This is a genomic window from Arthrobacter sp. P4_F11, assembly GCF_056401395.1.
On the sequence record NZ_JBFUJK010000005.1, the window covers coordinates 21,388 to 43,557 of the forward strand.

The window sequence follows — 22,170 nt, forward strand, 5'->3', positions numbered from 1 at the left end:
TCTCCTTCTAAGCTCTTGTTGTTCTTCGAGCGGCTGAATCTTCGGGCCGCGGAACGGCTAGCGGCCCGGCCAGTGAGGCGCGCGCTTCTCCTGGAAGGCGCGGACGCCCTCGGCGGAGTCTTCGCTGTCCAGCGCCGCCATGAGGGCGGGGAGCCGGAGGCCGCGGGCCTCGGTGGCGGTCAGGTGCGCGGTCTGCGTGACCATCTGCTTGACCGCCCGGACCGAGGTGGGGGCGCAGGCGAGGATCTGGTCCACCCAGCGCTGTACCGCGGCGTCGAGCTGGTCCGCGGGGACCACCTCATTGACCAGGCCCATGGACTGCATCTCTGTGGCCTCGGCCTTCCGCCCGGTCAGGAGCATGCCCATTGCCTGGGTGTACGGGATCCGGCGCACCAGCTGGTGGATGCCGCCGTCGAGCGCCAGACGCCCCACGCGCGGTTCCGTCAGCCCGAAGCGGGCCGTGTCCGCGGCGATCACGATGTCCGCGCCGAGCACGATCTCCATGCCGCCGCCGAGCGCATAACCGTTGACCCGGGCGATCACCGGGATGTCCAGCGTGGTGCGCAGGCTGAGCCCGCCGAAGCCGTTCGGGTCCAGGCCCGCCCAGTATTCGAGCCCGGTCTTGTCCACGGCGGAGGCGGACATGTCCGCGCCGACGCAGAAGGCCCGGGTTCCGGCGCCGGTGATGACCACGGCGCGGACGTCCGGATCGGCTTCGAGCTGGTCCCAGATCTCGTTGAGCCGGGCCTGCGCGCCGCCGTCGACGGCGTTGAGCACATGCTGGCGGTCGATGACCACGGTGGCGACGTGGTTCTCGATGGTCAGGGTGACCTGGTCAACGGCGGTGGGAACTGAGGCGGTCGTCCCGGCCTCTGAAACGGCGGTCACCGAAGGACCCCCAGCTGCTGCAGGCGCTCGATGGTCTCGGCGTCGAAGCCGTTCTCCAGCAGCACCTCGACGTTGTGTTCGCCGAGGCGCGGGGCCACCCGGCGGATGGTGGGCGGGGTGGCGGAGAGCCGGATGGGCGCGTTGAGCATCTTCACGGTGCCGACGCCGGGGTGTTCTGCCTCGACGATCATGTTGTTGGCGTGTGTCTGCGCATCGGCCAGGGTCTGCTCCAGGGTGTGCACCGGGGCGTTGAGCAGCCCCTGGTCTTCGAGCCGGGAGGTCCAGTATTCGGTGGTGTTGGTGGCCATGCGCTCGCGGAAGATCGCCTGCAGTGCCGGCTTGTGCTTGAACTGCTGTTCGAGGTTGGCGAACTCGGGCCGCAGCGTGAGGTCCTCGTCCAGGCCCAGGGCCTCGGAAATGCGCAGCAGCGGGTCCGGGGTGAAGCCGCCCACCATGCAGACGGCGCCGTCGGTGGTTTCAAAGACGCCGCTGAGCGGCATGGCGCCCCAGTTGACCTCGTAGCCGCGGTTGAGCTGCATGCAGGCCTCCTGCATCTGCAGGTGCAGCATGGAGTCGTACATGGTCACCTCCACCTTCTGCCCGACGCCGGCGGACTCGCGGGTGCGCAGTGCCAGCAGGATGCCCTGCATGAGGTGCATGCCCGTGATGTAGTCGCACAGCGTAGTGGGGTAAATGGCCGGCTTCATGTCATCCGACTCGCGCCGCCACATGACGCCGGAGTAGGCCTGGGCGATCGCGTCCTGGCCGCCCTTGTGCGAGTAGGGGCCCTCGGGGCCGAATCCGGTGCCGGAGGCCCAGATGATGCCCGGGTTCTGCTCCTTCAGGTCCTCGTAGCCGAAGCCCATCCGCTCCATGACGCCGGAGCGGAAGTTGCTGACCACGACGTCCGCGTCGGCGAGCAGCCGGCGGAGGACGGCTTTGCCGTCATCGGTGCGGGTGTCCACCGAGATGCTGCGCTTGTTCCGGTTGATGGACAGGAAGATCGGGTTGTCCTGGCCGTCCTTGTCCGGGAACGAGTTGCGGGAGATGTCCCCGGCGCCGGGGCGTTCCACTTTGATGATGTCCGCGCCGTAGTCGCCCAGCAGCTGGGTGCAGGACGGGCCCATGAAAACCTGGGTGAAGTCCACGATCTTGATGCCGTCCAGGGGGAGCGGGGTGCCAGCCGGCTGTGCCTCCGTGGCGGCCGCCGTCGTGCCTTCTGCCGTTGTGCCTGAGAACAGGTCGTCGATGACGGTGCTCATGCCCCCACCACCGCGTCCACGTCAAGGGTGGCGTTCGACGACGGGACGTCGCCCGGGTCCGCGCCGTGCCGGCGCATGCCCTGCTGGATGTCCAGGGCGGAGACGTCGCGGACGAGGGTGCCGTTCTGGATCGCCAGCGCGGCGGCGACGCCGACTGCCTGGCCCATGGCCATGCAGGGCGGGATCTCGCGGGACATCTTCTGGGCCTCGGGGGTGGCGGAGTAGTGCCGGCCGGCGACGAGCAGCTGGTCAACTTCCTTGGGCAGCAGCGAGCGGAAGGGGTAGTAGTAGTCGCGGCCGCGGGCCACGGTGTCGGCGAAGTGGCGGCGGGAGGTGACATCTTCCTTCGTCATGACGTACTCGCCTTCGAGCAGGCGGGTCTGGCGCACGCCCATCTGGGACGCGACGTCGAGCATGTAGCAGTTCTCGAAGCCGGGCAGGTTGGCGCGGACGTAGTCCACGGCCTCGGTGATGCGGTCCCGCGCGGCGAACTCGGCGGCCGTCATGTCCGCCGGGTCGACGCCGTCGAACCCGGTCATGTGGGGTGCGTTGCACCAGACGACGCCGTCGATGGGGGTCTTGAGCCACCACAGTTCCCAGGCGCCGCCGAGGAGGCGCTTGATCTTGCGGTTGATGGCGCGGGCTTCCTTCGGGTTGGCCTGTTCGAAGGCCTCCGCGGCGTTGGTGTCCACGTTGCCCAGGCGGAAGACGAGCGTGGTGAGGTAGCTGTCCTTGACGTAGCTGGCGCCGGCCCGGGAGGCGACGTCGATGTCGCCGGTGGTGTCGATGACGACGTCGGCCATGAAGGCCTGCGGGCCGGATTTGGTCTCGCAGATGACGCCCTTCATGACGCCGTTGTCCACGATGGGGCGGGAGAACCAGGAGTGCAGGCGCAGGTTGACGCCGGCCTCGCGGACGAGGTCGTTGGAGACACGCTTCCAGCCGTCCGGGTCGAAGGCTGCGGCGTAGCAGACCGGCTTGGGGGTGGTGTGGGAGTGGAAGTCGAAGGTGCCGTAGCGGCCCCACTTGTTCCACAGTTCCTCGGAGGTCTTGCGGTCATCGGCCGGCGGGACGATCGCCAGGCCCAGCTTCTGCAGCCGCTCGACGTACTCGGAGACGATGCCGGTGACCGTGATTTCCTGGCCGTTGATCATGTCATCGAGCACCAGGACCATGCCGCCGGAGGCGAGGCCGCCCAGGGAGGAGTAGCGTTCCAGCAGCGTGACAGAGGCGCCCGAGCGGGCCGCGGTGACGGCTGCGGCCACGCCTGCGGGGCCACCGCCGACGACGAGGACGTCGGAGCGGGAGATGACGGGGGCGGTGAGGTCCGCCGTGGTGGTGCTGAGTTCCAGCGACGACATGGCTGTGGACGGGTTCATGGGGGATCCTTACTGTTTCGGCCGAAGTGCCGTTAGAGGCGTGCCGTGGGAACGGGTGCCGTTGGAACGGTGCCGGTGACGTAGAAGACGGTGCCCGGCAGTAACGCGGCAACGCTGACCGCGAAATCGACCCGGCAGAGGGTATGACGCATCGCGGCCCGTTGCGGGCCGTGGTGCGGGCTATTGGAGGGTTCCGGCGGACGCTGCGGTATAGAAGAGGCGTCCGGACTGGAGAAAGGTGACGGCGGCTAGTGCCGGCGGATCACCACGCGTGAGGTGCGTTAACCCAGATTGCTACGCAGACCTCTTCGTAGCTGTTCTTGTACCAGTGGGGCGTATCCGAGGAGAAGGTGATCGAATCGCCTTCTTCCAAGGTGTACTTCTCGCCGTCCAGGAAGATGTCCTTCCGGCCGGAGAGCACGATGCCGAATTCCTCGCCGCTGTGCCGGAAAGGAGTGGCGCTGGTGTCGTGGCCTGGCGGACTCACGATCCATTGGGCCTCCAGCGCACCGTTGAGGTCCGGGGTGAGCAGTTCATAGACTGCTTCACCGACGGACTTCTTGGTGACGCCCTTGAGGTTCCGCCGCTCGGCCTTGCGGACCACGGGGGACCTGGTTTCCTCCTGTCCGAGGAAGAACTTCCCCACCGGAATGTCCAGGCCGTGTGCCAGCTGCGCCAAGGTGGTGAAAGAGGGATTGGCCAGTCCGCGTTCGATCTGGCTGACGATCGCCGGGCTGAGGCCAGTGACTTCCGAGAGCTTCGCGAGGGTCATTCCTTTGTCCTTGCGCATGTTGCGGACCTTGTTGCCGACGGTGGCAAGAAGGACGCTTGTGCCGGCGGGGGAATGTCCCGTGACGATTTCGTTGGTCATGCTCCGACTCTCTCTTGGTGAGCTAACACACATAACTATAGTGAAAACTTTTAGCGAATCAAGGTTTTAGTAAATATTTTTGCGGTTCCGGGCTGAATCTGCGCCTGACGTGGGACTTTGTCACCCGGCCTGGGCCCGGCCTGCCGCGGGCGGACGGGACTTCTCCGAAAACCATTGACTCTGTGAAGATCTTCAATATAGTTGTGTGAGCCGCAACACTTTGGGCAGGAACGCTTCAAACAGGTTAGGGTGCACAGCCTTCTGGCGGAAGGTGCATCCGACCCGCGAACCCGTTCCTTTCCTTAAGCAAAGCTGCCGTGACATCTGCCAAGCCATCCGCAGAGCACGATGTTGGCCGGTCACCAGGGACCAGTTCCTTGTTGCCGAGCTGGATGGCCCGTTTGCATTCAAGCGCTACGAAGAGGCATGCGTAGCTATCTGGGCTAACTCGCCTCCCATGTGGCGAGCCGGTCCCGCCCCGCGGACCAAGCCAAACGATAGTTTCGATTGCCGGCGACCCCAACAGGGGTGCCCGCCGGCAATCCGTACCCTCACGCACCCCGAAAGTGCGGGGGAAGGAAAAAGGAATCATGACTGACACTGTCGTCAAGACTGACCTGGAGACCGGCCGCAACTCCCGGCTATCTCCGGAAGTCCGCCGGGGACTGCTCGGCCTTGGACTTGGAAACACCCTGGAATGGTACGACTGGATGGTCTTCGGCCTGCTGTCGGCCTTCATCGGACCCAAGTTCTTCCCGTCGCAGGACCCCGTTGCCGCGACGCTGAGCGCGCTCGCAGTCTTTGCCGTCGGCTTCGCGTTCCGTCCGCTGGGCGGCATCCTGCTCGGCACCTTCGCCGACAGGATCGGACGACGACGGGTAATGCTCTGGTCCATCATGATGATGGCGATCACCACCCTGATCATTGCCGTGTCGCCGACCTATGACCAGATTGGCCCCGCGGCCGGCGTCATCCTGCTGGTCTGCCGCATCGTTCAGGGCATCTCCACCGGTGTCGAAGCTCCGCTGTCCACCGCCCACGCCGTCGAACTCGTCCCCGAAGGACGCGAGGGCTTTGTCGCCGGCATCATCTCCTTCTACGTCAACGCAGGCATCCTGCTCGCCTCGCTGGTCAGCTACCTCTCGTCCCTGATGCTCGGCGGGGCCGTCATGGCCGACTGGGGATGGCGTGTGCCGTTCATCGTCGGCGCGGCCTTCGGCTTCGTCGTTGTCTACCTTCGCCGGACGCTTCCGGAAACCATGAAGCCGGAAGAATTGGCGAACAACTCCGCCAAGACCGTCTGGGGTGGAGTGCGCAAGCACTGGCTCAGCGTCCTGGCCATCACCTTCGTCGTCGGCGCGGCGCAGGCCTACAACTACGCCTGGAACACCGGCCTCCCGACGGCGGCCCGCACCGGCTTCAAGGAGGACGCAACCGCCGTCTTCGCGCTCACCACCATCCTCGGCGTCGTGCTGGTTGTCGGCAGCCTCATCATCAGCAAGGTCGCTGACGGCAAGTCGATGTCCAAGTGGTTCCTGATCACCCGTGCCCTGGCCATTCCGTCCGTCTTCCTGATGCTGATGTACGTCAAGCCCGGCATCGCCGGCTTCGCGGCCGTCCTCCTCGGCGGCTCGGTTGTGCTGGTCCTGAACATGACGCTGTACAACGTGGTCACCAGCTCCCTGATGCCGAAGGGTTGCCGCGGCGCCGGCACCGCGCTCGGCTACGGCCTGGGCGTCGCCCTCTTCGGTGGCACGGCCTCCTACCTCCTGGTCTGGCTCCAGTCCATGAACGCCTCCTGGATCTTTCCCGTTTACGTGGCCGTCCTGTCGGCGCTCAGCATCGTCTTCTACCTGCTCGCCCGGAAGAAGAACGGCATCTTCATCGGCCGGTAGAGCACGCAGCCGGCCACGACCACGGCCGGCCACGAAAACAGCCAGTTACCAAAACAGCCAGGCCAGAACACAGGCACGCAAGAACAGCGGTAAGCAGGAACGGAAAGTGGGAACCCTCATGAACGCCAGTCGCCCGGACACAAACGGTTTGCAGGCAAACGTGATCTCCTTTGATCTCGACGCCTCCGACGTGGAGCTTTACGAGGCAGCGCGCGCGCTGTTGCTCACCGCCCACCACAGCGAGAACCACCGGGTGGCGGCCGCCATGCGCGGTGAATCGGGGGCCATCTATCTCGGACTGCACCTTGGCGCCAAGCGCATCAATGTGTGCGCCGAATCCAGCGCCCTCGCCAATGCCCGCATGGCCCAGGAGCCAGCAATCCACTCCGTGGTAGCCGTCAGCATGGACGGGCAGGGACACCCCCAAGTCACCAACCCGTGCGGCCTCTGCCGGGAACTGCTGCGTTCTTACGGAACCGAGACGTCTGTACTGGTCGATGCCGGGGGCGAGGTGGGCAAGGTCCGGATCAAGGAACTGCTGCCCTTTCCCTGGATGCGTGCCACCGAAACGGAATGGGACACTGTTCCGCCCCGCGTTCAGGAACACGCAAGCTAACGAGCCGCCGCGGCACCCGCATCATCACCGGCGGCAACGGCAGCGGCAGGGCATCACGGAAGGCCGGGACTCACAAAGTCCCGGCCTTCCGGCGTGCCGGGAGGCTCCGCCGTCGGGCAGCCCCAGACGCCACACAGAAAGCTGGTGCAGCGGCCGCGTTTCCGCTAAACCACTGCACCAGCAGGTAGTACGAATTTTCTGAATACTATGAAACGTTACTCATTCGCGGCTCCCTATGTCCCGGGGGTTGATGACCGGGTCTTTACGTCTTCTTCCAGGTGCCTTGTCATCAGCCAGCCTGCGCCGGCCATTACTACGCCCATCACCATAAAGGCCCAATTGTCCATGGTGTTCAGCGACAGGAAGTTGGCCGCCGAATCCACGCCGACGATGAAACCGTAAATGCTAAGGACGATGTACAGCAGACCGGAGCCCATGAGGAAATTCCGGGCGCCCATGGCAGTCCGGGACATGGTCAGGCCGGTGGCGCCGATCGCGAGCTGAACGATGTTCAGCAACATCGACACCTGGAACAGGCCCAGGAACAGGGCCTTGGAATCGGGCCCGAAGAACCTCAGTTCGCTGTAATTCGTAGTGATGCCGGGGATGAACCCCAAGATGCCCACGACGATCAGGACGATACCTGCACCCATGCCGACGTTCTGTACATCTGTCCGACCAAAATGAACGCCGTGCGCATGAGGAGATGCGGTAGTCATTATCTGCCTCCAACCACTGATTGCGGACATTTACAATTTTACGACCGGGGTGTGCAAAAAGCGCCGGGGGCCCCCGACGGCAAATCCGGCGGATCCGGCCAATGTGCCTGTCGGAAACCGGCCGGGTGCCGGGCCCGTGGCACCATGGATCTCGATGAAACTGCGCGCTGATCAGACCGGACAACGTGGCCTTCCCATGCCCCTGTGGCTGCAGGGTGCCCTCGAGTCCGCCCGGGCCGCCGTCATTTCCGCCCTCGTGGTGGTGGCCCCGATTGTCATGGTCTGGGCCACGGCCGGATTCCAGCATGACGGATTCGATGTCCTGGCGCGCCTGGCCGGCCAGGCCTGGCTGCTGATCCACGGCGTGCCCCTGCTGCTGGACACCGCCGGTGCCGGGTCCGCCGCGCAGCCGGAATCCGGGACGCTCTCGCTCATTCCGCTGGGCCTGGCCCTCATCCCGTTCCTGCTCGCCTGGCGCGCCGGACGGCGCCTTGCCCGCGCCTCATATACGGACCAGCTCTGGCAGGCGCTGCTCGGCTCCTGGCTGGCGTATGCCGGATTCGGGATTGCGACGGGCTTCGTCTGCCGCACGGCCGACGTCGGCATCAGCCTGTGGGCCGCTGCGTTCATTCCCCTCGTCCCGTTCGGGCTCGGCATGGTGGTGGGTGCGCGCCGCGAGGCCGGGTCGTGGAGCCGGCTGATCGGCGTCGACGCCGTGGCCTGGCTGTCCCGTACCAGCCAGCACTCGCGTTGGGCCGGATCCTACCTGGGCTCGGCCATCAAAGCCGGATCGGTGGCGCTGATGGCGAGCCTGGCGATGTCCGCCGCGCTGCTGGCCGTCGACCTCTTCATCCACTGGAACCTTGTGGTCGCCGTTTATGAAGGGCTCGACGCCGGCGCCATGGGCGGCGGTGTCCTCACCATCGTGCAGCTCGGCTTCCTGCCCAACCTCGTCGTCTTTGCCCTGGGCTGGATCTCCGGCGCGGGGTTCGCCCTGGGCGTCGGGTCGCTGGCCGGACCACTTGGGACCGCCGTCGGGCCGCTGCCGTCCGTTCCGGTGTTCGCCGCGCTGCCGGCCGGTTCCCTCGACTTCGGCTTCGTGGCCCTGGTGGTGCCGGCGCTGGCCGGGGCGCTGGCCGGCTGGTGGTTCCTGCGCGAAGGCGAAAACCACTTCGATGAATGGCTGTCCATCAAGATCCGGGCCCGCTGGTTTACCGCCGCCGCCTCCACCCTGGTGCTGGGTGCGGTGATCGGCTCCGTCGCCGGGCTGCTCGCGGCGGGGCTCGCCTGGCTGGCCGGCGGTTCGGCCGGCATCGGTCGGCTGACGGAGATCGGGCCCGACCCGCTGCGCACGGCACTGTTCGTGGCCGCGGAGGTCGGGATCGGCGTCGTGATCGGCTACGCGGCCGGACCGTGGCTGGAACGCCAGCAGAAGCTGCGCGAGGCAGACCTGGAGACGGTCAGCAGCCGCTAGCGCGGAGTGGGTGCAGCTGTTAGCGCAGCTGCGTGGGCAGTTGCGTCGGCAGGGACTTCTCCAGTTGCGTCCTGCATTCCGAGGTTGCCTGCTGCGTCAGGGCGTAGCGGACGCACTGCTGGTAATCGCGGATCTGGTTGAAGAACAGCGTCGAGGCCAGGACCACCAGCAGCATCACCGCCGAAGCCACCAGCCCGGAGATCGCGCCGTACAGAACCAGCCGCGATTCCTTGTATTTCACCGCCCGGACCAGCACCACGATGCCCAGCACAATCCCCGCCACCGTGAGCAGCGCCGTCAGCCACACGTAACCCACGTCGAGCTGGAAGACGAAGAACGAGCCCAGCACCGCGATGACGAACAGCCGGAACAGGGTGTGCGTCAGCCGCGCGGAATCTTGTGCTGCCTGGCCGGCCGGTTGCCGGTCGGACTGGCCGCTGCCGGATTCCGTGGGGGGATTCATGTTTTCCAGCCTACGCGAGCGGCCCCATAAGCTAGGACCATGCGCATTGTTGTCCTCGTTTCCGGCACCGGCTCCAACCTCCAGGCAGTAATCGATGCCGTTAAGTCCGGCGCGCTCGACGTCGAGATCGCCGCCGTCGGCGCCGACCGGCCGGGGACGTTCGGGGTGGAACGCTCCGCCGCCGCCGGGATTCCCACGTTTGTAGTGGACTTCAAGGCCTACCCGGACAGGGCGGCCTGGGACGCGGCCCTGACCGAGGCCGTCGCCGGCTTCGCCCCGGATGTGGTGGTGTCCTCGGGCTTCATGCGGATTGTCAGCGCCGACTTCATCGACGCGTTTGGCGGCAAGTACCTCAACACCCACCCGGCGCTGCTGCCGTCCTTCCCCGGCGCCCACGGTGTCCGCGACGCGCTGGCCTACGGCGTGAAGGTCACCGGCTGCACGGTGCACTGGGCCGACGCCGGGGTGGACACGGGCCCCATCATCGCGCAGGAAGCCGTGGCGGTCGGGGACGGCGAGAGCGAGGAATCCCTGCACGAGCGCATCAAGGTGGTGGAACGCCGACTCCTGGTCTCCACGCTCGCTTCCCTCGCCGCGGACCACACCCCCGCCTGATTTCGGCGCTGCCTGGTTCCCGCGATGCGCTATCACGTGGGGTGGCTATCAGCGCCCAGAACAGCCTGAAGTGATAGCGCATCGGGTGGTGGGCGCGTTACTCGAGCCGGCGCTGCTTCGTCTCGGGGGCGAAGAACGCCATCCACAGCACGGAGAGCAGCACGAGGCCGCCAGCCAGTGCGAACGACGTCGCGAGCCCCAGTTCCGGCCACAGGAAGGCCGCGAAGATCAGCGGACCGAACCCGGCGCCGAGCCGGGAGAACGTCGAGGCCCAGCCGAAGCCGGAGCCGCGCAGTTCCGTGGGGTAGAGCTCGGAGACGTAGGTGTAGAGCACCGGGATGGCCACCTGCACCACGAAGCCGAACACCAGGAGCCAGAAGACGGCGGCGGTGGGGATGTCCACCACGATCGCAACAATCACCAGCGTCAGCGCGGACAGCGGGCCGGTGATCGCCAGGATCCACTTGCGGCCCACCCGCTCCACCAGCAGGGCGGCCACCACCACGCCCAGGAGTCCGACGGCGGCCATCGACGCCGTGGTCAGGAAGGCCTTGTACTCCTCGAAGCCGGCGCCGATCAGGATCCGCGGCATCCACGTCAGCGACAGGTAGTAGACGAGCAGGATGCTGAAGAACAGGGCCCATGCCGCCGTCGTGATCTTCCAGTTGAACTGCCAGAGGGCGCGCAACTGCGTCCACGCGCTCCCTGCCGAGAGGCGTGGCGCATCCTGCGGTGCCGGCAGGCTGTAGACGCGGGCCTCGGCGCCGGTGGCCTGGACCAGGGCGTCGATCACCTTGGCGGCCTCGTCGCGGCGGCCCTTGCGGATCAGGAACAGCGGGGATTCCGGCACGCTGCGGCGGATCCAGAACACCAGCAGCGCCGGAAGCACCATGACCAGCATGGTCAGCCGCCAGTCCGCGAAGGCCGCGACCAGCCCGGCGGAGACAAAACCGCAGAGGGCCGCGCCGATCGGCCACCAGCCGTCCATCGCGGTGAGCACCCGGCCGCGCTGTTTGCGCGGGGTGAACTCGCCCACCAGCGCGTAGTCCACCGGGATGCAGCCGCCCAGGCCGAACCCGGCCAGGAACCGGAACACGACAAACCACATGAAGTCGGGGGAGAGGGCGCCGAGCACGGTGAAGATGGAGAAAATCAGGAGGGTCGCGGTGAAGGCCTTCTTGCGGCCGATGGTGTCCGCGATGGTGCCCCAGACGAACGCGCCCAGGGCCATGCCAATGAGGTTCGCCGTGCCGATCCAGGCGGCATCGCCCGGGCTCAGTGACCAGTGCTTGGACAGCAACGGAATGAGGATGCCGTTGAGGGTCACGTCCCAGGCATCGAACATGAAGCCCAGCCCGCCGATCAGGAAGATCCGGCCTTGGACCTTCCACTGCCACGGCAGTTCCTGGACCACCTGTTCGCCGCTGGGCACAGTGGTGTACGTGTTCATCTTGGCCTCCTGTGAAAACTCTACGTGGCCGGGCCGCGGCCCGCGCGTGCTTCACACTCCGGCGCGCGGGAGGGCCCGGCGGCGGGACGCGATAAACTTGCCGCATCCCCACCACCCGCGGCCCCGCCGCGATATAAGACGGAGACTTTTGTGAGCTTCACTCAGCTTGACCGTGTATCCATCGACCGAGTTCCCATCCACCGGGCACTGATTTCGGTCTACGACAAGACCGGTCTGGAGGAGCTCGCTCAGGGCCTGCACGCCGCCGGCGTCAAGATCGTCTCCACCGGCTCCACGGCCAAGAAGATCGCCGCCGCGGGCATCCCCGTGCAGGAAGTCGAGGAAGTCACCGGCTCCCCGGAAATGCTGGACGGCCGCGTCAAGACCCTGCACCCGCGCGTGCACGGCGGCATCCTCGCGGACCGCCGCGTCCCGGCCCACATGCAGACCCTGGCGGACATGGAGATCGAGCCGTTCGACCTCGTCATCGTCAACCTCTACCCCTTCGTGGAGACCGTGAAGTCCGGTGCCGCGCCGGACGACGTCGTCGAACAGATCGACATCGGGGGCCCCGCGATGGTGCGCTCAGCCGCGAAGAACCACGCCGCCGTCACCATCGTGGTGGACCCGGCGTCCTACGGTGCCGTGGTGGAGGCAGCCGCCTCGGGCGGTTTTGACCTGAAGACCCGCCGCCGGCTCGCTGCCAAGGCGTTCGCGCACACCGCGGCCTACGACACCGCCGTGGCCACCTGGACCGCCAGCCAGTTCCGCGACGAGGACGGCGACGGCGTGATCGACTGGCCCGCCTACGCCGGCCTGGCCCTGGAACGCTCCGAGGTGCTCCGCTACGGCGAAAACCCGCACCAGCAGGCCGCACTGTACGTGGACAAGGCCGCCCCGGCCGGCATCGCCCAGGCCGACCAGCTGCACGGCAAGGCCATGAGCTACAACAACTTCGTCGACGCCGACGCCGCCCTGCGCGCCGCCTTCGACTTCGCCGAGCCCGCCGTCGCCATCATCAAGCACGCCAACCCGTGCGGCGTGGCCGTGGGGTCCGCGGCCGCGGCCGACCCGATCGCCGACGCCCACGCCAAGGCCCACGCCTGCGATCCCGTGTCCGCGTTCGGCGGCGTCATCGCCGCGAACCGCACCGTCACCGCCGGGATGGCACGGACCGTCGCCGGCATCTTCACGGAGGTCGTCATCGCTCCGGGCTTCGACGACGAGGCAGTGGAGATCCTGTCCAAGAAGAAGAACATCCGCCTCCTGGCCCTCCCGGACGGATACGGCCGCTACCCGACCGAGTTCCGCCAGGTCTCCGGCGGCATGCTGGTGCAGGCCACGGACAAGGTCGACGCCGACGGCGACACCCCCGCGAACTGGACCCTGGCCGCGGGCGACGCCGCCGACGCCGCCACCCTGGCCGACCTCGCGTTCGCCTGGACCGCGTGCCGCGCGGCGAAGTCCAACGCCATCCTGCTCGCGGACAACGGTGCCGCCGTCGGCATCGGCATGGGCCAGGTCAACCGGCTCGATTCCTGCAAGCTCGCGGTCGAGCGCGCCAACACCCTCGGAGTCACCGTGGAGTCCGATGTCGAGGGTGCAGGCGGGGCGGCTGCCGTTCAGGCAGAACCAGGCGCCGCCGGTGCACCGGAACGGGCCCGGGGCGCCGTTGCGGCGTCGGACGCGTTCTTCCCGTTCGCCGACGGACTGCAGATCCTGGTCGACGCCGGCGTGCGCGCCGTCGTCCAGCCCGGCGGCTCTGTCCGGGACGAGGAAGTCATCGCCGCAGCCAACGCCGCCGGCATCACCATGTACTTCACCGGAGCCCGCCACTTCTTCCACTAGGGCTCGCCCACTCGGTTAGGGCTCTTACACTCGGGCTGCGGTTCGCGCACAAGGGACCAGCGCAAGAGACCCCCAAGAGACCCCCGCATAAAAAATGGACATGCCCTCCCTATCCGGGGGACATGTCCATTTTTTGTGCCATCGAGTGGGCTGATGGCCAGTGCCGGGGACATGCTCATTCTTTCCGCGGGACATGCTCATTTTTCGCGGCAAAGAGTGGGCATATGGGGGATATGTCCAGGCTTCGGAATGTGGGGAGGGCATGTCCCGTGCGACCCGGGGCTGCCTGGACCGGCCGGGGGACATGCTCATTCGTTCCCAAGCGCCGAGAAGCCACCCGGGAGGACATGTCCATTCCTAACACCAAGGCCCGGACATATGGGGCATATGTCCGGGCCTGGGTGTTAGCGGAGGGCATGTCCAGCGGGCGGGGGCGATCCGCCGCCGCAGATAGAGCCAGCGCGGGGCCACTGCGTCCTCCCCACTGCTGAAGATGGGACGCAATGACCCCGCGCTGGGGTAAACAGGGTAGGCAGGGGAAACAAGCCAGGCCGCGCTGCCCCCGCGAACGGAGCCCGGCCCCGCGAACGGCCCCCGCGAACGGAGCCCGGCCCCGCGAACGGCCCCCACGAACGCTGCCCCCGCGAACGGCCCCCGCGAACGGCCCCGCGAACGGCCCCGCGCTCCGGCCCCCGCGAAAGGAGCGCGGCCCCGCGCGAACGGTTCCCGTGCCCTCAGGTCAGGAAGCGGCCGCCGTGGTGTAGGCCTGCTGGATCACGCTGCCCCAGTACGGGCCGTACATCGTGGTGGACTTGCTGCCGTAGCCGTAGCTGTTGATGGAGTTCTGGTAGCCGGCGGCGCTGGTGCCGATGAACCACGGACCGCCTGAGGAACCGCCGGTCATGTTGCAGGGGATCCCCTGGGTGTTGAACTGCGGGTTGTAGGGATCGTTCGTCGCGGTGCCGGAGCAGCTCTTGAGGGATTCACCGTTGAAGGGCGCTGCGGCGGGGTAGCCGAATGACTTGTAGCTCAGGCCGCGGGCGGCGTTGAACTGCAGCCCGGAGCCGCCGACGACGTCGCTCAGGTACTGGCCGTTGAGCGTGGACATGACGGCGAAGCCGGTGTCGTAGGTCATGTCACCCGAGGAGCTCCACTGGGTGGGGGCGTAGAGGGCCTTGGCCGTCCACTTGCCGTAGGGGGCCGCGCCGTTCAGGTACGCCGGGACGAACGTGAACTTGGTGGCGAAGGCGCCCGGGCCCTCATTCACGCAGTGCCCAGCCGTGGAGACCGTGCTCTTGTTGCCGGAGGAGACCGAGTTGCCGGAGCAGACGTAGTTCGTCCCGCCGAGGGTGAAGAAGACCTTGCCGATGTGCGGGACGGGGGTTTCGCTCGCATTGGTCTTGGTCTGGAGCGTCTGGGATTGCAGCTTGGGAGCCGCGGCCTCGACCTTGCTCGGCGCGCCCGTTTCCGCCGGGCCCCTGGCCGCGGCGGCCTTGCCGCTGCGCTTCATGGCCCTGTCGGCCAGGACGTCGCCGGGGACGGCGCTGCGCATGCGTTCCGCGGTCCAGTAATCGGCCGCGCCCGTCTCGGTGACGGTGTGGCTGGCGACATCGGAGGTGGAAACCGGTGCCTTGGCCGGTGCGGGGGAGGCCGTGGCCGCCCCCGCGGCACTCAGGGCCAGCAGCGCGGCGGCCGAAAGAGTCAGCAGGCTGGTGGCCAGAGTCTTGGGTGTTCTCATGGGTGTCCTAACCGGTGGAAAAGGGGGGCGGCCGCTGTTGGCGGCCGCTGGATGGAACGAAACTACGGCAATTTGACTAACCTGTAAAGTAACCTGTCAATTTTTGTTATGCCGTGTCGGGATGTCACTCATCCGTCCGCGCACGACGCCGGTAGGCGCCAACGGGGGCACCTCGGGTAAGTTAGGGGTGTTGAGATAACACAAGATTCCGGAAATACCCAGACCTTCAGGGAGACGCCCGCGCAATGGCAAAGATTATCTATACCCACACCGACGAAGCGCCGATGCTGGCCACCTATTCGTTCTTGCCGATCATTGAGGCGTTCGCCTCGACGGCCGGTGTGGAAGTGGAGACCCGCGACATCTCGCTGGCCGGCCGCATCATCGCCGTGTTCGGCGACTACCTCACCGAAGAGCAGCGCCTCAGCGACGCCCTGGCCGAGCTTGGTGCCCTCGCCAAGACGCCCGAAGCCAACATCATCAAGCTGCCCAACATCAGCGCCTCCGTGCCCCAGCTGAAGGCCGCCATCGCCGAACTCCAGGGCCACGGCTACGCGCTGCCGGACTACCCGGACAACCCCTCCTCGGACGAGGAAACGGACATCCGGTCCCGCTATGACAAGATCAAGGGCTCCGCCGTGAACCCGGTCCTGCGCGAAGGCAACTCGGACCGCCGCGCCCCGCTCTCGGTCAAGAACTACGCCCGCCAGAACCCGCACAGCATGGGCGCCTGGACGCCGGAGTCCAAGACCAACGTGGCCCACATGGACGCCGACGACTTCCGCTCGAACGAGCTGTCCGTGGTGATCGAGGCCGACACCAACATCAAAATCCAGCTCGTCAAGGAAGACGGCACCGTCAAGGTCCTCAAGCGTGCCTTCCCGGTCCTGGCCGGCGAGGTCATCGACGGCACCGTGATGCGTGCCTCGGCCCTGGATGAGTTCCTCGCAGCCCAGATTGTCCGGGCCAAGAACGAGGGCGTGCTGTTCTCAGCCCACCTCAAGGCCACCATGATGAAGGTCTCGGACCCCATCATCTTCGGGCACGTCGTCAAGGCCTACTTCGCGGACCTCTTCGCCACCTACGGTGAGCAGATCGCCGCCGCCGGCCTGAGCCCCAACAACGGCCTTGCCTCCATCCTCAACGGCCTCGAGGACCTGCCGGAGGAGATCCGCGGCGACGTCCAGGCAGCCATCGAAAAGGGCCTCAACGAGGGCCCCGAACTCGCGATGGTCGATTCCGACAAGGGCATCACCAACCTGCACGTGCCCTCCGACGTCATTGTCGACGCCTCGATGCCGGCCATGATCCGCAGCTCGGGCCACATGTGGGGCCGCGACGGCCAGGAAGCCGATACGCTCGCCGTCCTCCCGGACAGCAGCTACGCCGGCATCTACCAGGTCGTGGTTGATGACTGCCGCGCCCACGGGGCCTTCGATCCCACCACCATGGGCACCGTCCCGAACGTCGGCCTCATGGCCCAGGCCGCCGAGGAATACGGCAGCCACGACAAGACGTTCGAGATCCAGTCCGCCGGTACCGTCCAGATCGTCGACGACGCCGGCACCGTGCTGATCGAGCACAAGGTTGCCCCGGGCGACATCTGGCGCGCCTGCCAGACGAAGGACGTGCCGATCCGCGACTGGGTGAAGCTGGCCGTCACCCGCGCCCGCGCCTCCGCCACGCCCGCCGTCTTCTGGCTGGACAAGGGCCGCGCGCACGACGCCCGGATGATCGCCAAGGTGGAGGAATACCTTAAGGACCACGACACCGAGGGCCTGGAAATCGCCATCATGTCCCCGGATGAGGCCACGGCCTTCACGGTGGAACGCCTCCGCAAGGGCGAGGACACCATCTCGGTGACCGGCAACGTGCTCCGCGACTACCTCACCGACCTCTTCCCGATCCTGGAACTGGGCACCAGCGCCAAGATGCTTTCCGTGGTGCCGCTGATCAACGGTGGCGGCCTGTTCGAGACCGGCGCCGGCGGATCCGCCCCGAAGCACGTCCAGCAGTTGCTCAAGGAAAACCACCTGCGCTGGGACAGCCTGGGTGAATTCCTCGCACTGGCCGTCAGCTTCGAGCACCTCGCCACCAGCACCGGCAACGCCCGCGCCCAGGTCCTGGCCGACACCCTGGACCGCGCCACCGGCACGTTCCTGCTGGAGGACAAGTCCCCGAAGCGCAAGGCCGGCGAGTTGGACAACCGCGGCAGCCACTTCTACCTGGCCAAGTTCTGGGCCCAGGAACTGGCCAGCCAGAACGACGACGCCGAGCTCGCCGCGGCCTTCGCCGCCGTTTCTGACGCGCTGAACTCCAATGAGGACACCATCACCGGCGAACTCCTGGCCGTCCAGGGTTCCCCGGTGGACCTTGGCGGGTACTACCGGCCGGATGCGGCCAAGGTCGCAGCGGTCATGCGCCCCTCGGCGAAGTTCAGCGAAGTGCTTGCGACGCTGACCAAGTAGTCCCAGCCTCAACGCTCCGGCAGCGCGGTAGGTCGCCACGCAGAACGCCCCGCCTCCCGAAAGGGAGGCGGGGCGTTCCGCTGTTCGTCCGGCGGAGTAAACAAACCAGCCAGATCAGTGCGAACGTCCGGTCAGCGCGGCTGGTCGTGGCCGAAAGGCGGCTCGGGGGCGAGGTCGGGATCGGCGTCCACACGCTCGAAGGCAGGTTCCGCGCCATATCCCACTTCTTCTTGGAGCGGCACGGCGGTGGTGGTGCCCGGGGCGACTCCGTCCACACGTCCGCGCCATCCGCCCGTCTCGGCCCCGCGTTCTTCGATGAACTGCTTGAATTTCTTCAGGTCGGCAGCAACCTGACGGGAGTCAAGGCCGATGGCCGCGCCGATCTTTTCCGCCGCCGAGTCCGGCTCCCAGGTCAGCTCGACGTTCACCTTCGTTGCGGCCTCGCCGAGATCATCGAACCAGACGGTGCCGGCGTTCCGTGGTTCATCAAGGCTCTCCCACGACACGCGCTGGTCCGGTTCCTGCGCGGTGATCCGCGCATCGTACTCACGCCGGACTCCACCGATGCTGGTCTTGAAATGCACAGTGGTGTCGTCCAGCTGATTAACCGATTCCACGCCGTTCATGAAGTGCGGAAATTCCTCGAATTGCGTCCACTGGTTGTAGGCCTGGCTTAGCGGAACATTGACTTCGATGGATTCCTGAACTGTTGCCATGCAGGCGTCACTCCTTCGATTGGCGGACCGCGGTCCGCGATTCTTGTCGTTGACCGGCATAAAGCCGTTCCTCCACGCTAGCGGGCTTCCGCTGAAATGGTAAGCAGGCTGACGATAGTGGCGGCGGAGGCGCCGCGTTCGGTCTGCGGCCAGGTCGATGCCGGTCGCGGCCTCAGGTGTCGTGGAAGCCCGTCCGGCAGCAGGGTAATCAGCGCGCCTTAGCCCTTACCCTTCCCTTTGTCCTTCGACTTCCCCTTTCCGGCCGGGGCCGGGGCCGGGGCCGGGGCGACGGCGGTCGGGGCCGTCCGCGGGGCAGCGACCTGGGCTGCTGCCTGGGCCGCGGCAGCCTGTTCAGCCGCTGCTTTGTCGGCTGCCGCCTTGTCAGCCGCTGCTTTTTCTGCAGCCTTCCGGGCCGCCTCGGCCGCCTGCTGCGCGGTAAGGTCCGCCCGGACGGCGTCAATCGATGACTTGATGCTCTGGTGGCGTCTGAAGGACACCTCGCCGCTCGCGGCGACGGCATCCAGCCGGGTCAGCAGCTCGTCAAGGTGCTTCAGGGAACCCTCCGGGTCGTTGGCGGCTGCAGCCTCGCTGACAGCCAAGACTTCGGACTGAAGTTGACGGGCCGCGCCGCTGCCCAGTTCGGGGGCGGGGGAGCCGCAGCCGGCCAAAGCCCCGGCGGCCAGCAGTCCGGCGAGGAGGCTTGCGGACACCCGATACCTCACCCCGCCGCGGTCTTGCCCGGCGGTTCGCGAATCGCTCATGGTTCCACGCCCTTCTGCAGTTCCCTCAGGTGATCGCCGAGCGGTCCGGTGACGGTGGGGTAGGGGACGACGTCGGGCGCCGCGGGGGCGGACAGGGCGACCGCGATCGTCGCCACGACGGCAAGGACTGCCAGCGCGGCGAGCAGCACGGCCACGCGGGTGCGCGGCCGGGCCCGGAGGAACCATGCGGCCCCGCGCGACACGGAGCGGCGGCGCGGCCGCAGCGGCAGGGCATCCGGGTCCAGCGAGTTCAGGGGGCGTGTTCCCGACGCCGCAGCCGTTGCGACTCCGGGCCTGGATGGGCGGGGCCGCCTGGCCGGCGGGGCCGGGAGGACCCGGGTGGGTTCCGCTGTGACCGGTCCCGGCAGCGATCCGGGGGAAACGAGGGCCACACGGAAGGCTGCCTCGAGATCGGCGGCCGCGGGGCGGTCCAACGGGTCCAGGACGGTCATGGCCTGGATGAGCCGGGCCCACTCCTCGGGCACGGCGTCCGGAATGACGGGGGCGCGGTGCAGGCGGGCCACGGCGGATTCGACGGCGCTGCCCGGGTACTCCACCTCGCCCTTGAGGCATTCGAGCAGGACCAGGCCCAGCGAGTAGATATCGCTCGCCGGACCGAGGTCGGCACCGCGGGCCTGTTCGGGACTGAGGTAGGCGGCGGTTCCCACCATGGTTCCAGTGGCCGTCAGCCGGGTCCCGTCGATGATCCGGGCGATGCCGAAGTCTGTGAGCTTGGGCCGAAGCGGCTCTCCCGGCCGGACCGGCACCAGGAGGATGTTGGCGGGCTTGATGTCCCGGTGGACGATGCCGAGGCCGTGGACGTAGGCGAGGGCATCGGCGATCCCGGCGCCGACCACGGCCAACTCGGCCAGCGGGAGGGGGCTGTGGCGGATCCGGGTCCGCAGATCCTGGCCGTCCACGAGCTCCATGGTCAGGAAGGGCCGGGGCTCATCGGGAATCCGGGTGTCCGTCCCGGCGTCGAACAGCGTCACCAGGCTTGGATGATTCAGGGTGGCCAGCAACTCGATCTCCGCTTCCTGGCGGCGAAGCTCGTCAGGATCCGCCGATTGCGGTGCAAAGAGTTTCAGGGCAACGTCCCGGCCAAGGTTCAGGTCCTTGGCCGTGTAGACCGACGCCATGCCGCCCCGGCCAATCACCTCCCCCAGCTGGTAGCGGCCGCCCAAGGGCTCCGCCGTGATGCTGTTGGGCGAACTGTTCACGATGTCCCCGTATCTTCCGTGTGCGCACAGACGGCGCACCTAAAGAATGATAAGGGTAATTAGTATCCACTTCTGTTCAGAGGGGACCTCCGGTCCCGGCGCCGAAGCGTATTCCCTCACCGGACGCCCCGAGGACGCCCCTCCGCCGGAGCATGCCGTTGGGTCCCCCAGCGGACCCAACGACCTCGCTCCGGCGGTACAGGACCGTGATGGGAGCGGTGGCATGCGCTAGGGCGGGCGGAGCTTGCAGCCGGGCCTCGGCTGCGGACCGGAGCGCTCCGGGTGGGCGGGCGCTGAGGGGGTCAGGCCGGCGGGAATTGGGGTGCCGGAAGCCCGGCGGTGGACGGTCGTGTCCATGGGGGATTCTCCTGGGTGACTGTTGGCGGGCGGCAAAGGCAGCCCGACGGGCCGTGCTCTGTGGAGGCAGAGACGGCCCGACTAGTCAGGAGAAGAACCGGGATCAGCGGTAACGGCTGCGTACTCGTGCTGGAGCGGTCCGCCGATGGCGTCGACCCCGATGGTGGGCAGGTAGAAGACCAGGCTGGGCATCCACGCAGCCGTTCCGGCAGGCCCGCCGCCGGAGTGCCCGCTGCCGGACCCCGAGCCCGGAGCCGGCGGGAGTGCGTCAGGCGCAGGCAGTCCCGTTCCGCCATGCCATGGGCCCGGACCCGGGTTGCCGGAGGGAGCCGGCGGTTCACCGGTCCCGGCAGGGGCCTTGGCCGGCGGGGCAGCGCCGGACTGGACAGCTGCCGCGCCCCGGGGTTCAGGGATCAGCAAGGCGGGATAAGCAACCGTGGCACCCGGGGAAGGAGATGCCGGGAAGGAACGGGCCGCCACGGTGCCGGTGGGAGCAGGCGCCGGCAGTTCAGCTGGGGCTGCGTTGGCGGCCGTTGCTTTTGCGGCGCCCGCGGGTGCCGATTCGCCATCGACGGCGGCCGGCGTCCCCGCCGGCGATCCCGCCGCGACGTCGCCGCCCGGACCGATGCCGCCTGGAACGACGCCGTCTGGTGGCCCGGCCGCCGGGTCGCCGGGGAGCGGAGCTGCTGGCTCCGGAACCGGGGCCGCGGGGTCGCCCGGGAACGGAGCTGCTGGATCCGGAGCCGGGGCCGCGGGGTCGCCGACCGGCGGACCGACGCCGGGAACCGGTACCGCAGGGTCCACCACCGGCGGAACAACACCGGGAACCGGACTCGCAGGGTCCACCACGGGCCCGGTTGCGGGCGGGGTGACTGCCGGCGCAGGGAGCGAAGGGTCAGGGAGCGCCGGGGAGGGGAGTGCCGGGTCCGGTGCCGCCTGCCCAGGGGCGGGCGGTGGCGCGTCGGGAACCGCCGGGTCAGGGGCGGTGTCCGCGGGCCCGTTCGGGTCGGCAGGAACGACGTCCGCGGAAGCTGCAACCGGCCCCGGAACAGCGCCCGCCGCCCAGGTGGCCGCCGGGACCGCGGGGAGGTCCACGGAAACCACGCCGTCGAGGGAGGGAACAGGGAGGTCGTCGGCGTCCGTACAGGAGGCGGCGGCCGCGCTCTCCCCGGCGCCGTCGGCCGTCCCGTAGAACGCGCAGGCGTCGTCCGCCTGCGCGGCTGTGCAGGTCAGTGTCAGCCACGCGGCGCCGGCGACGGCGGCCAAAAGCACGCGGCGCAAGGGGCGCAGGGGGCGCACGGTGCGGCCCGCGCGGGAGGACGCTGCTGCAGGATCCATGCGCGCACCCCCGCTCCCGGAAGACTGGACAATTGCCTACAGGGTAAGTCGGCTCCAACAGGAGAGTCCAGAGCGGGGCCGAAACTGTAGGC

At 67.7% G+C, this 22,170-nt stretch carries 18 protein-coding genes; 6 read left to right on the top strand and 12 right to left on the bottom strand.

Annotated features, from left to right (window positions below; genetic code table 11):
- Window positions 1–57: 57 nt before the first annotated feature.
- The 4 genes from AC1DRO_RS07230 to AC1DRO_RS07245 all read right to left on the bottom strand — a co-directional run bounded on the left by AC1DRO_RS07230 (window position 58) and on the right by AC1DRO_RS07245 (window position 4,400).
- The gene (locus AC1DRO_RS07230) at window positions 58–888 is read right to left on the bottom strand and encodes an enoyl-CoA hydratase-related protein (protein WP_476943931.1); all 831 of its coding nucleotides are present in this window, start codon (window positions 886–888) and stop codon (window positions 58–60) included.
- On the bottom strand, window positions 885–2,150 hold the full coding sequence (locus AC1DRO_RS07235; protein WP_476950344.1) for a CaiB/BaiF CoA transferase family protein: 1,266 nt from the start codon (window positions 2,148–2,150) through the stop codon (window positions 885–887). Before AC1DRO_RS07235 ends, AC1DRO_RS07230 begins: the two co-directional genes overlap by 4 nt.
- Entirely contained in the window at window positions 2,147–3,529 is a 1,383-nt protein-coding gene (locus AC1DRO_RS07240; protein WP_476950345.1) for an FAD-dependent oxidoreductase, read from the bottom strand. Before AC1DRO_RS07240 ends, AC1DRO_RS07235 begins: the two co-directional genes overlap by 4 nt.
- 262 nt (window positions 3,530–3,791) lie before the next feature.
- On the bottom strand, window positions 3,792–4,400 hold the full coding sequence (locus tag AC1DRO_RS07245; RefSeq protein WP_028277301.1) for a helix-turn-helix domain-containing protein: 609 nt from the start codon (window positions 4,398–4,400) through the stop codon (window positions 3,792–3,794).
- 590 nt (window positions 4,401–4,990) lie between these two features.
- On the opposite strand from AC1DRO_RS07245, the gene AC1DRO_RS07250 reads away from it, so the two are divergent.
- Both AC1DRO_RS07250 and AC1DRO_RS07255 read left to right on the top strand, forming a co-directional pair.
- Window positions 4,991–6,295: an MFS transporter gene (locus AC1DRO_RS07250; protein ID WP_476950346.1), complete on the top strand. Its 1,305-nt coding sequence runs from the start codon at window positions 4,991–4,993 to the stop codon at window positions 6,293–6,295.
- 148 nt (window positions 6,296–6,443) lie between these two features.
- Window positions 6,444–6,911 (top strand): cytidine/deoxycytidylate deaminase family protein, encoded by a 468-nt coding sequence (locus tag AC1DRO_RS07255; protein WP_476950347.1) that lies wholly within the window; start codon window positions 6,444–6,446, stop codon window positions 6,909–6,911.
- A gap of 233 nt (window positions 6,912–7,144) precedes the next feature.
- On the opposite strand, the gene AC1DRO_RS07260 is transcribed toward AC1DRO_RS07255, so the two are convergent.
- On the bottom strand, window positions 7,145–7,564 hold the full coding sequence (locus AC1DRO_RS07260) for a DUF4383 domain-containing protein (protein ID WP_253906807.1): 420 nt from the start codon (window positions 7,562–7,564) through the stop codon (window positions 7,145–7,147).
- Between the two features lie 220 nt (window positions 7,565–7,784).
- On the opposite strand from AC1DRO_RS07260, the gene AC1DRO_RS07265 reads away from it, so the two are divergent.
- Window positions 7,785–9,104 carry a cell division protein PerM gene (locus AC1DRO_RS07265; protein WP_476950348.1) on the top strand — a complete coding sequence of 440 codons (1,320 nt, stop codon included), beginning with the start codon at window positions 7,785–7,787 and terminating at the stop codon, window positions 9,102–9,104.
- A gap of 19 nt (window positions 9,105–9,123) precedes the next feature.
- On the opposite strand, the gene AC1DRO_RS07270 is transcribed toward AC1DRO_RS07265, so the two are convergent.
- Complete coding sequence (locus AC1DRO_RS07270; protein ID WP_476950349.1) at window positions 9,124–9,567, bottom strand: hypothetical protein; 444 nt, start codon at window positions 9,565–9,567, stop codon at window positions 9,124–9,126.
- A gap of 39 nt (window positions 9,568–9,606) precedes the next feature.
- Here AC1DRO_RS07270 and purN point away from each other — a divergent pair, with 39 nt between their 5' ends.
- Window positions 9,607–10,182: a phosphoribosylglycinamide formyltransferase gene (purN, locus tag AC1DRO_RS07275; RefSeq protein ID WP_476950350.1), complete on the top strand. Its 576-nt coding sequence runs from the start codon at window positions 9,607–9,609 to the stop codon at window positions 10,180–10,182.
- Between the two features lie 97 nt (window positions 10,183–10,279).
- Here purN and AC1DRO_RS07280 read toward each other — a convergent pair whose 3' ends face one another.
- The gene (locus AC1DRO_RS07280) at window positions 10,280–11,632 is read right to left on the bottom strand and encodes an MFS transporter (protein WP_476950351.1); all 1,353 of its coding nucleotides are present in this window, start codon (window positions 11,630–11,632) and stop codon (window positions 10,280–10,282) included.
- Window positions 11,633–11,782: 150 nt separating this feature from the next.
- Here AC1DRO_RS07280 and purH point away from each other — a divergent pair, with 150 nt between their 5' ends.
- A complete protein-coding gene (gene purH / locus AC1DRO_RS07285; RefSeq protein ID WP_476950352.1) occupies window positions 11,783–13,480 on the top strand; it encodes a bifunctional phosphoribosylaminoimidazolecarboxamide formyltransferase/IMP cyclohydrolase in 1,698 nt (565 codons plus the stop codon).
- A gap of 739 nt (window positions 13,481–14,219) precedes the next feature.
- Here purH and AC1DRO_RS07290 read toward each other — a convergent pair.
- Complete coding sequence (locus AC1DRO_RS07290) at window positions 14,220–15,218, bottom strand: trypsin-like serine peptidase (RefSeq protein ID WP_476950353.1); 999 nt, start codon at window positions 15,216–15,218, stop codon at window positions 14,220–14,222.
- A gap of 245 nt (window positions 15,219–15,463) precedes the next feature.
- On the opposite strand from AC1DRO_RS07290, the gene AC1DRO_RS07295 reads away from it, so the two are divergent.
- Entirely contained in the window at window positions 15,464–17,686 is a 2,223-nt protein-coding gene (locus AC1DRO_RS07295; RefSeq protein ID WP_476950354.1) for an NADP-dependent isocitrate dehydrogenase, read from the top strand.
- A 131-nt stretch (window positions 17,687–17,817) separates the two neighbouring features.
- Here AC1DRO_RS07295 and AC1DRO_RS07300 read toward each other — a convergent pair whose 3' ends face one another.
- From AC1DRO_RS07300 to AC1DRO_RS07315, 4 genes are all read right to left on the bottom strand, one after another.
- Window positions 17,818–18,462, bottom strand: a complete 645-nt coding sequence (locus AC1DRO_RS07300; RefSeq protein WP_476950355.1) for an SRPBCC family protein — start codon at window positions 18,460–18,462, stop codon at window positions 17,818–17,820.
- Between the two features lie 158 nt (window positions 18,463–18,620).
- Window positions 18,621–19,163 carry a mucin-associated surface protein gene (locus AC1DRO_RS07305; protein WP_476950356.1) on the bottom strand — a complete coding sequence of 181 codons (543 nt, stop codon included), beginning with the start codon at window positions 19,161–19,163 and terminating at the stop codon, window positions 18,621–18,623.
- Window positions 19,160–20,386 carry a serine/threonine-protein kinase gene (locus AC1DRO_RS07310; protein ID WP_476950473.1) on the bottom strand — a complete coding sequence of 409 codons (1,227 nt, stop codon included), beginning with the start codon at window positions 20,384–20,386 and terminating at the stop codon, window positions 19,160–19,162. The genes AC1DRO_RS07305 and AC1DRO_RS07310 overlap by 4 nt, the downstream gene beginning before the upstream one ends.
- Window positions 20,387–20,821: 435 nt before the next feature.
- The gene (locus AC1DRO_RS07315; protein WP_476950357.1) at window positions 20,822–22,078 is read right to left on the bottom strand and encodes a hypothetical protein; all 1,257 of its coding nucleotides are present in this window, start codon (window positions 22,076–22,078) and stop codon (window positions 20,822–20,824) included.
- Window positions 22,079–22,170: the final 92 nt, after the last annotated feature.

Coding starts and splice junctions, on each gene's coding strand:
- AC1DRO_RS07270 (WP_476950349.1), bottom strand. CDS start 9,567: ATGAATCCCCCCACGGAATCCGGCAGCGGCCAGTCCGACCGGCAACCG.
- AC1DRO_RS07240 (WP_476950345.1), bottom strand. CDS start 3,529: ATGAACCCGTCCACAGCCATGTCGTCGCTGGAACTCAGCACCACCACG.
- AC1DRO_RS07260 (WP_253906807.1), bottom strand. CDS start 7,564: ATGGGTGCAGGTATCGTCCTGATCGTCGTGGGCATCTTGGGGTTCATC.
- AC1DRO_RS07245 (WP_028277301.1), bottom strand. CDS start 4,400: ATGACCAACGAAATCGTCACGGGACATTCCCCCGCCGGCACAAGCGTC.
- purN (WP_476950350.1), top strand. CDS start 9,607: ATGCGCATTGTTGTCCTCGTTTCCGGCACCGGCTCCAACCTCCAGGCA.
- AC1DRO_RS07300 (WP_476950355.1), bottom strand. CDS start 18,462: ATGCCGGTCAACGACAAGAATCGCGGACCGCGGTCCGCCAATCGAAGG.
- AC1DRO_RS07250 (WP_476950346.1), top strand. CDS start 4,991: ATGACTGACACTGTCGTCAAGACTGACCTGGAGACCGGCCGCAACTCC.
- AC1DRO_RS07305 (WP_476950356.1), bottom strand. CDS start 19,163: ATGAGCGATTCGCGAACCGCCGGGCAAGACCGCGGCGGGGTGAGGTAT.
- AC1DRO_RS07265 (WP_476950348.1), top strand. CDS start 7,785: ATGAAACTGCGCGCTGATCAGACCGGACAACGTGGCCTTCCCATGCCC.
- AC1DRO_RS07295 (WP_476950354.1), top strand. CDS start 15,464: ATGGCAAAGATTATCTATACCCACACCGACGAAGCGCCGATGCTGGCC.
- AC1DRO_RS07235 (WP_476950344.1), bottom strand. CDS start 2,150: ATGAGCACCGTCATCGACGACCTGTTCTCAGGCACAACGGCAGAAGGC.
- AC1DRO_RS07315 (WP_476950357.1), bottom strand. CDS start 22,078: ATGGATCCTGCAGCAGCGTCCTCCCGCGCGGGCCGCACCGTGCGCCCC.
- AC1DRO_RS07290 (WP_476950353.1), bottom strand. CDS start 15,218: ATGAGAACACCCAAGACTCTGGCCACCAGCCTGCTGACTCTTTCGGCC.
- AC1DRO_RS07280 (WP_476950351.1), bottom strand. CDS start 11,632: ATGAACACGTACACCACTGTGCCCAGCGGCGAACAGGTGGTCCAGGAA.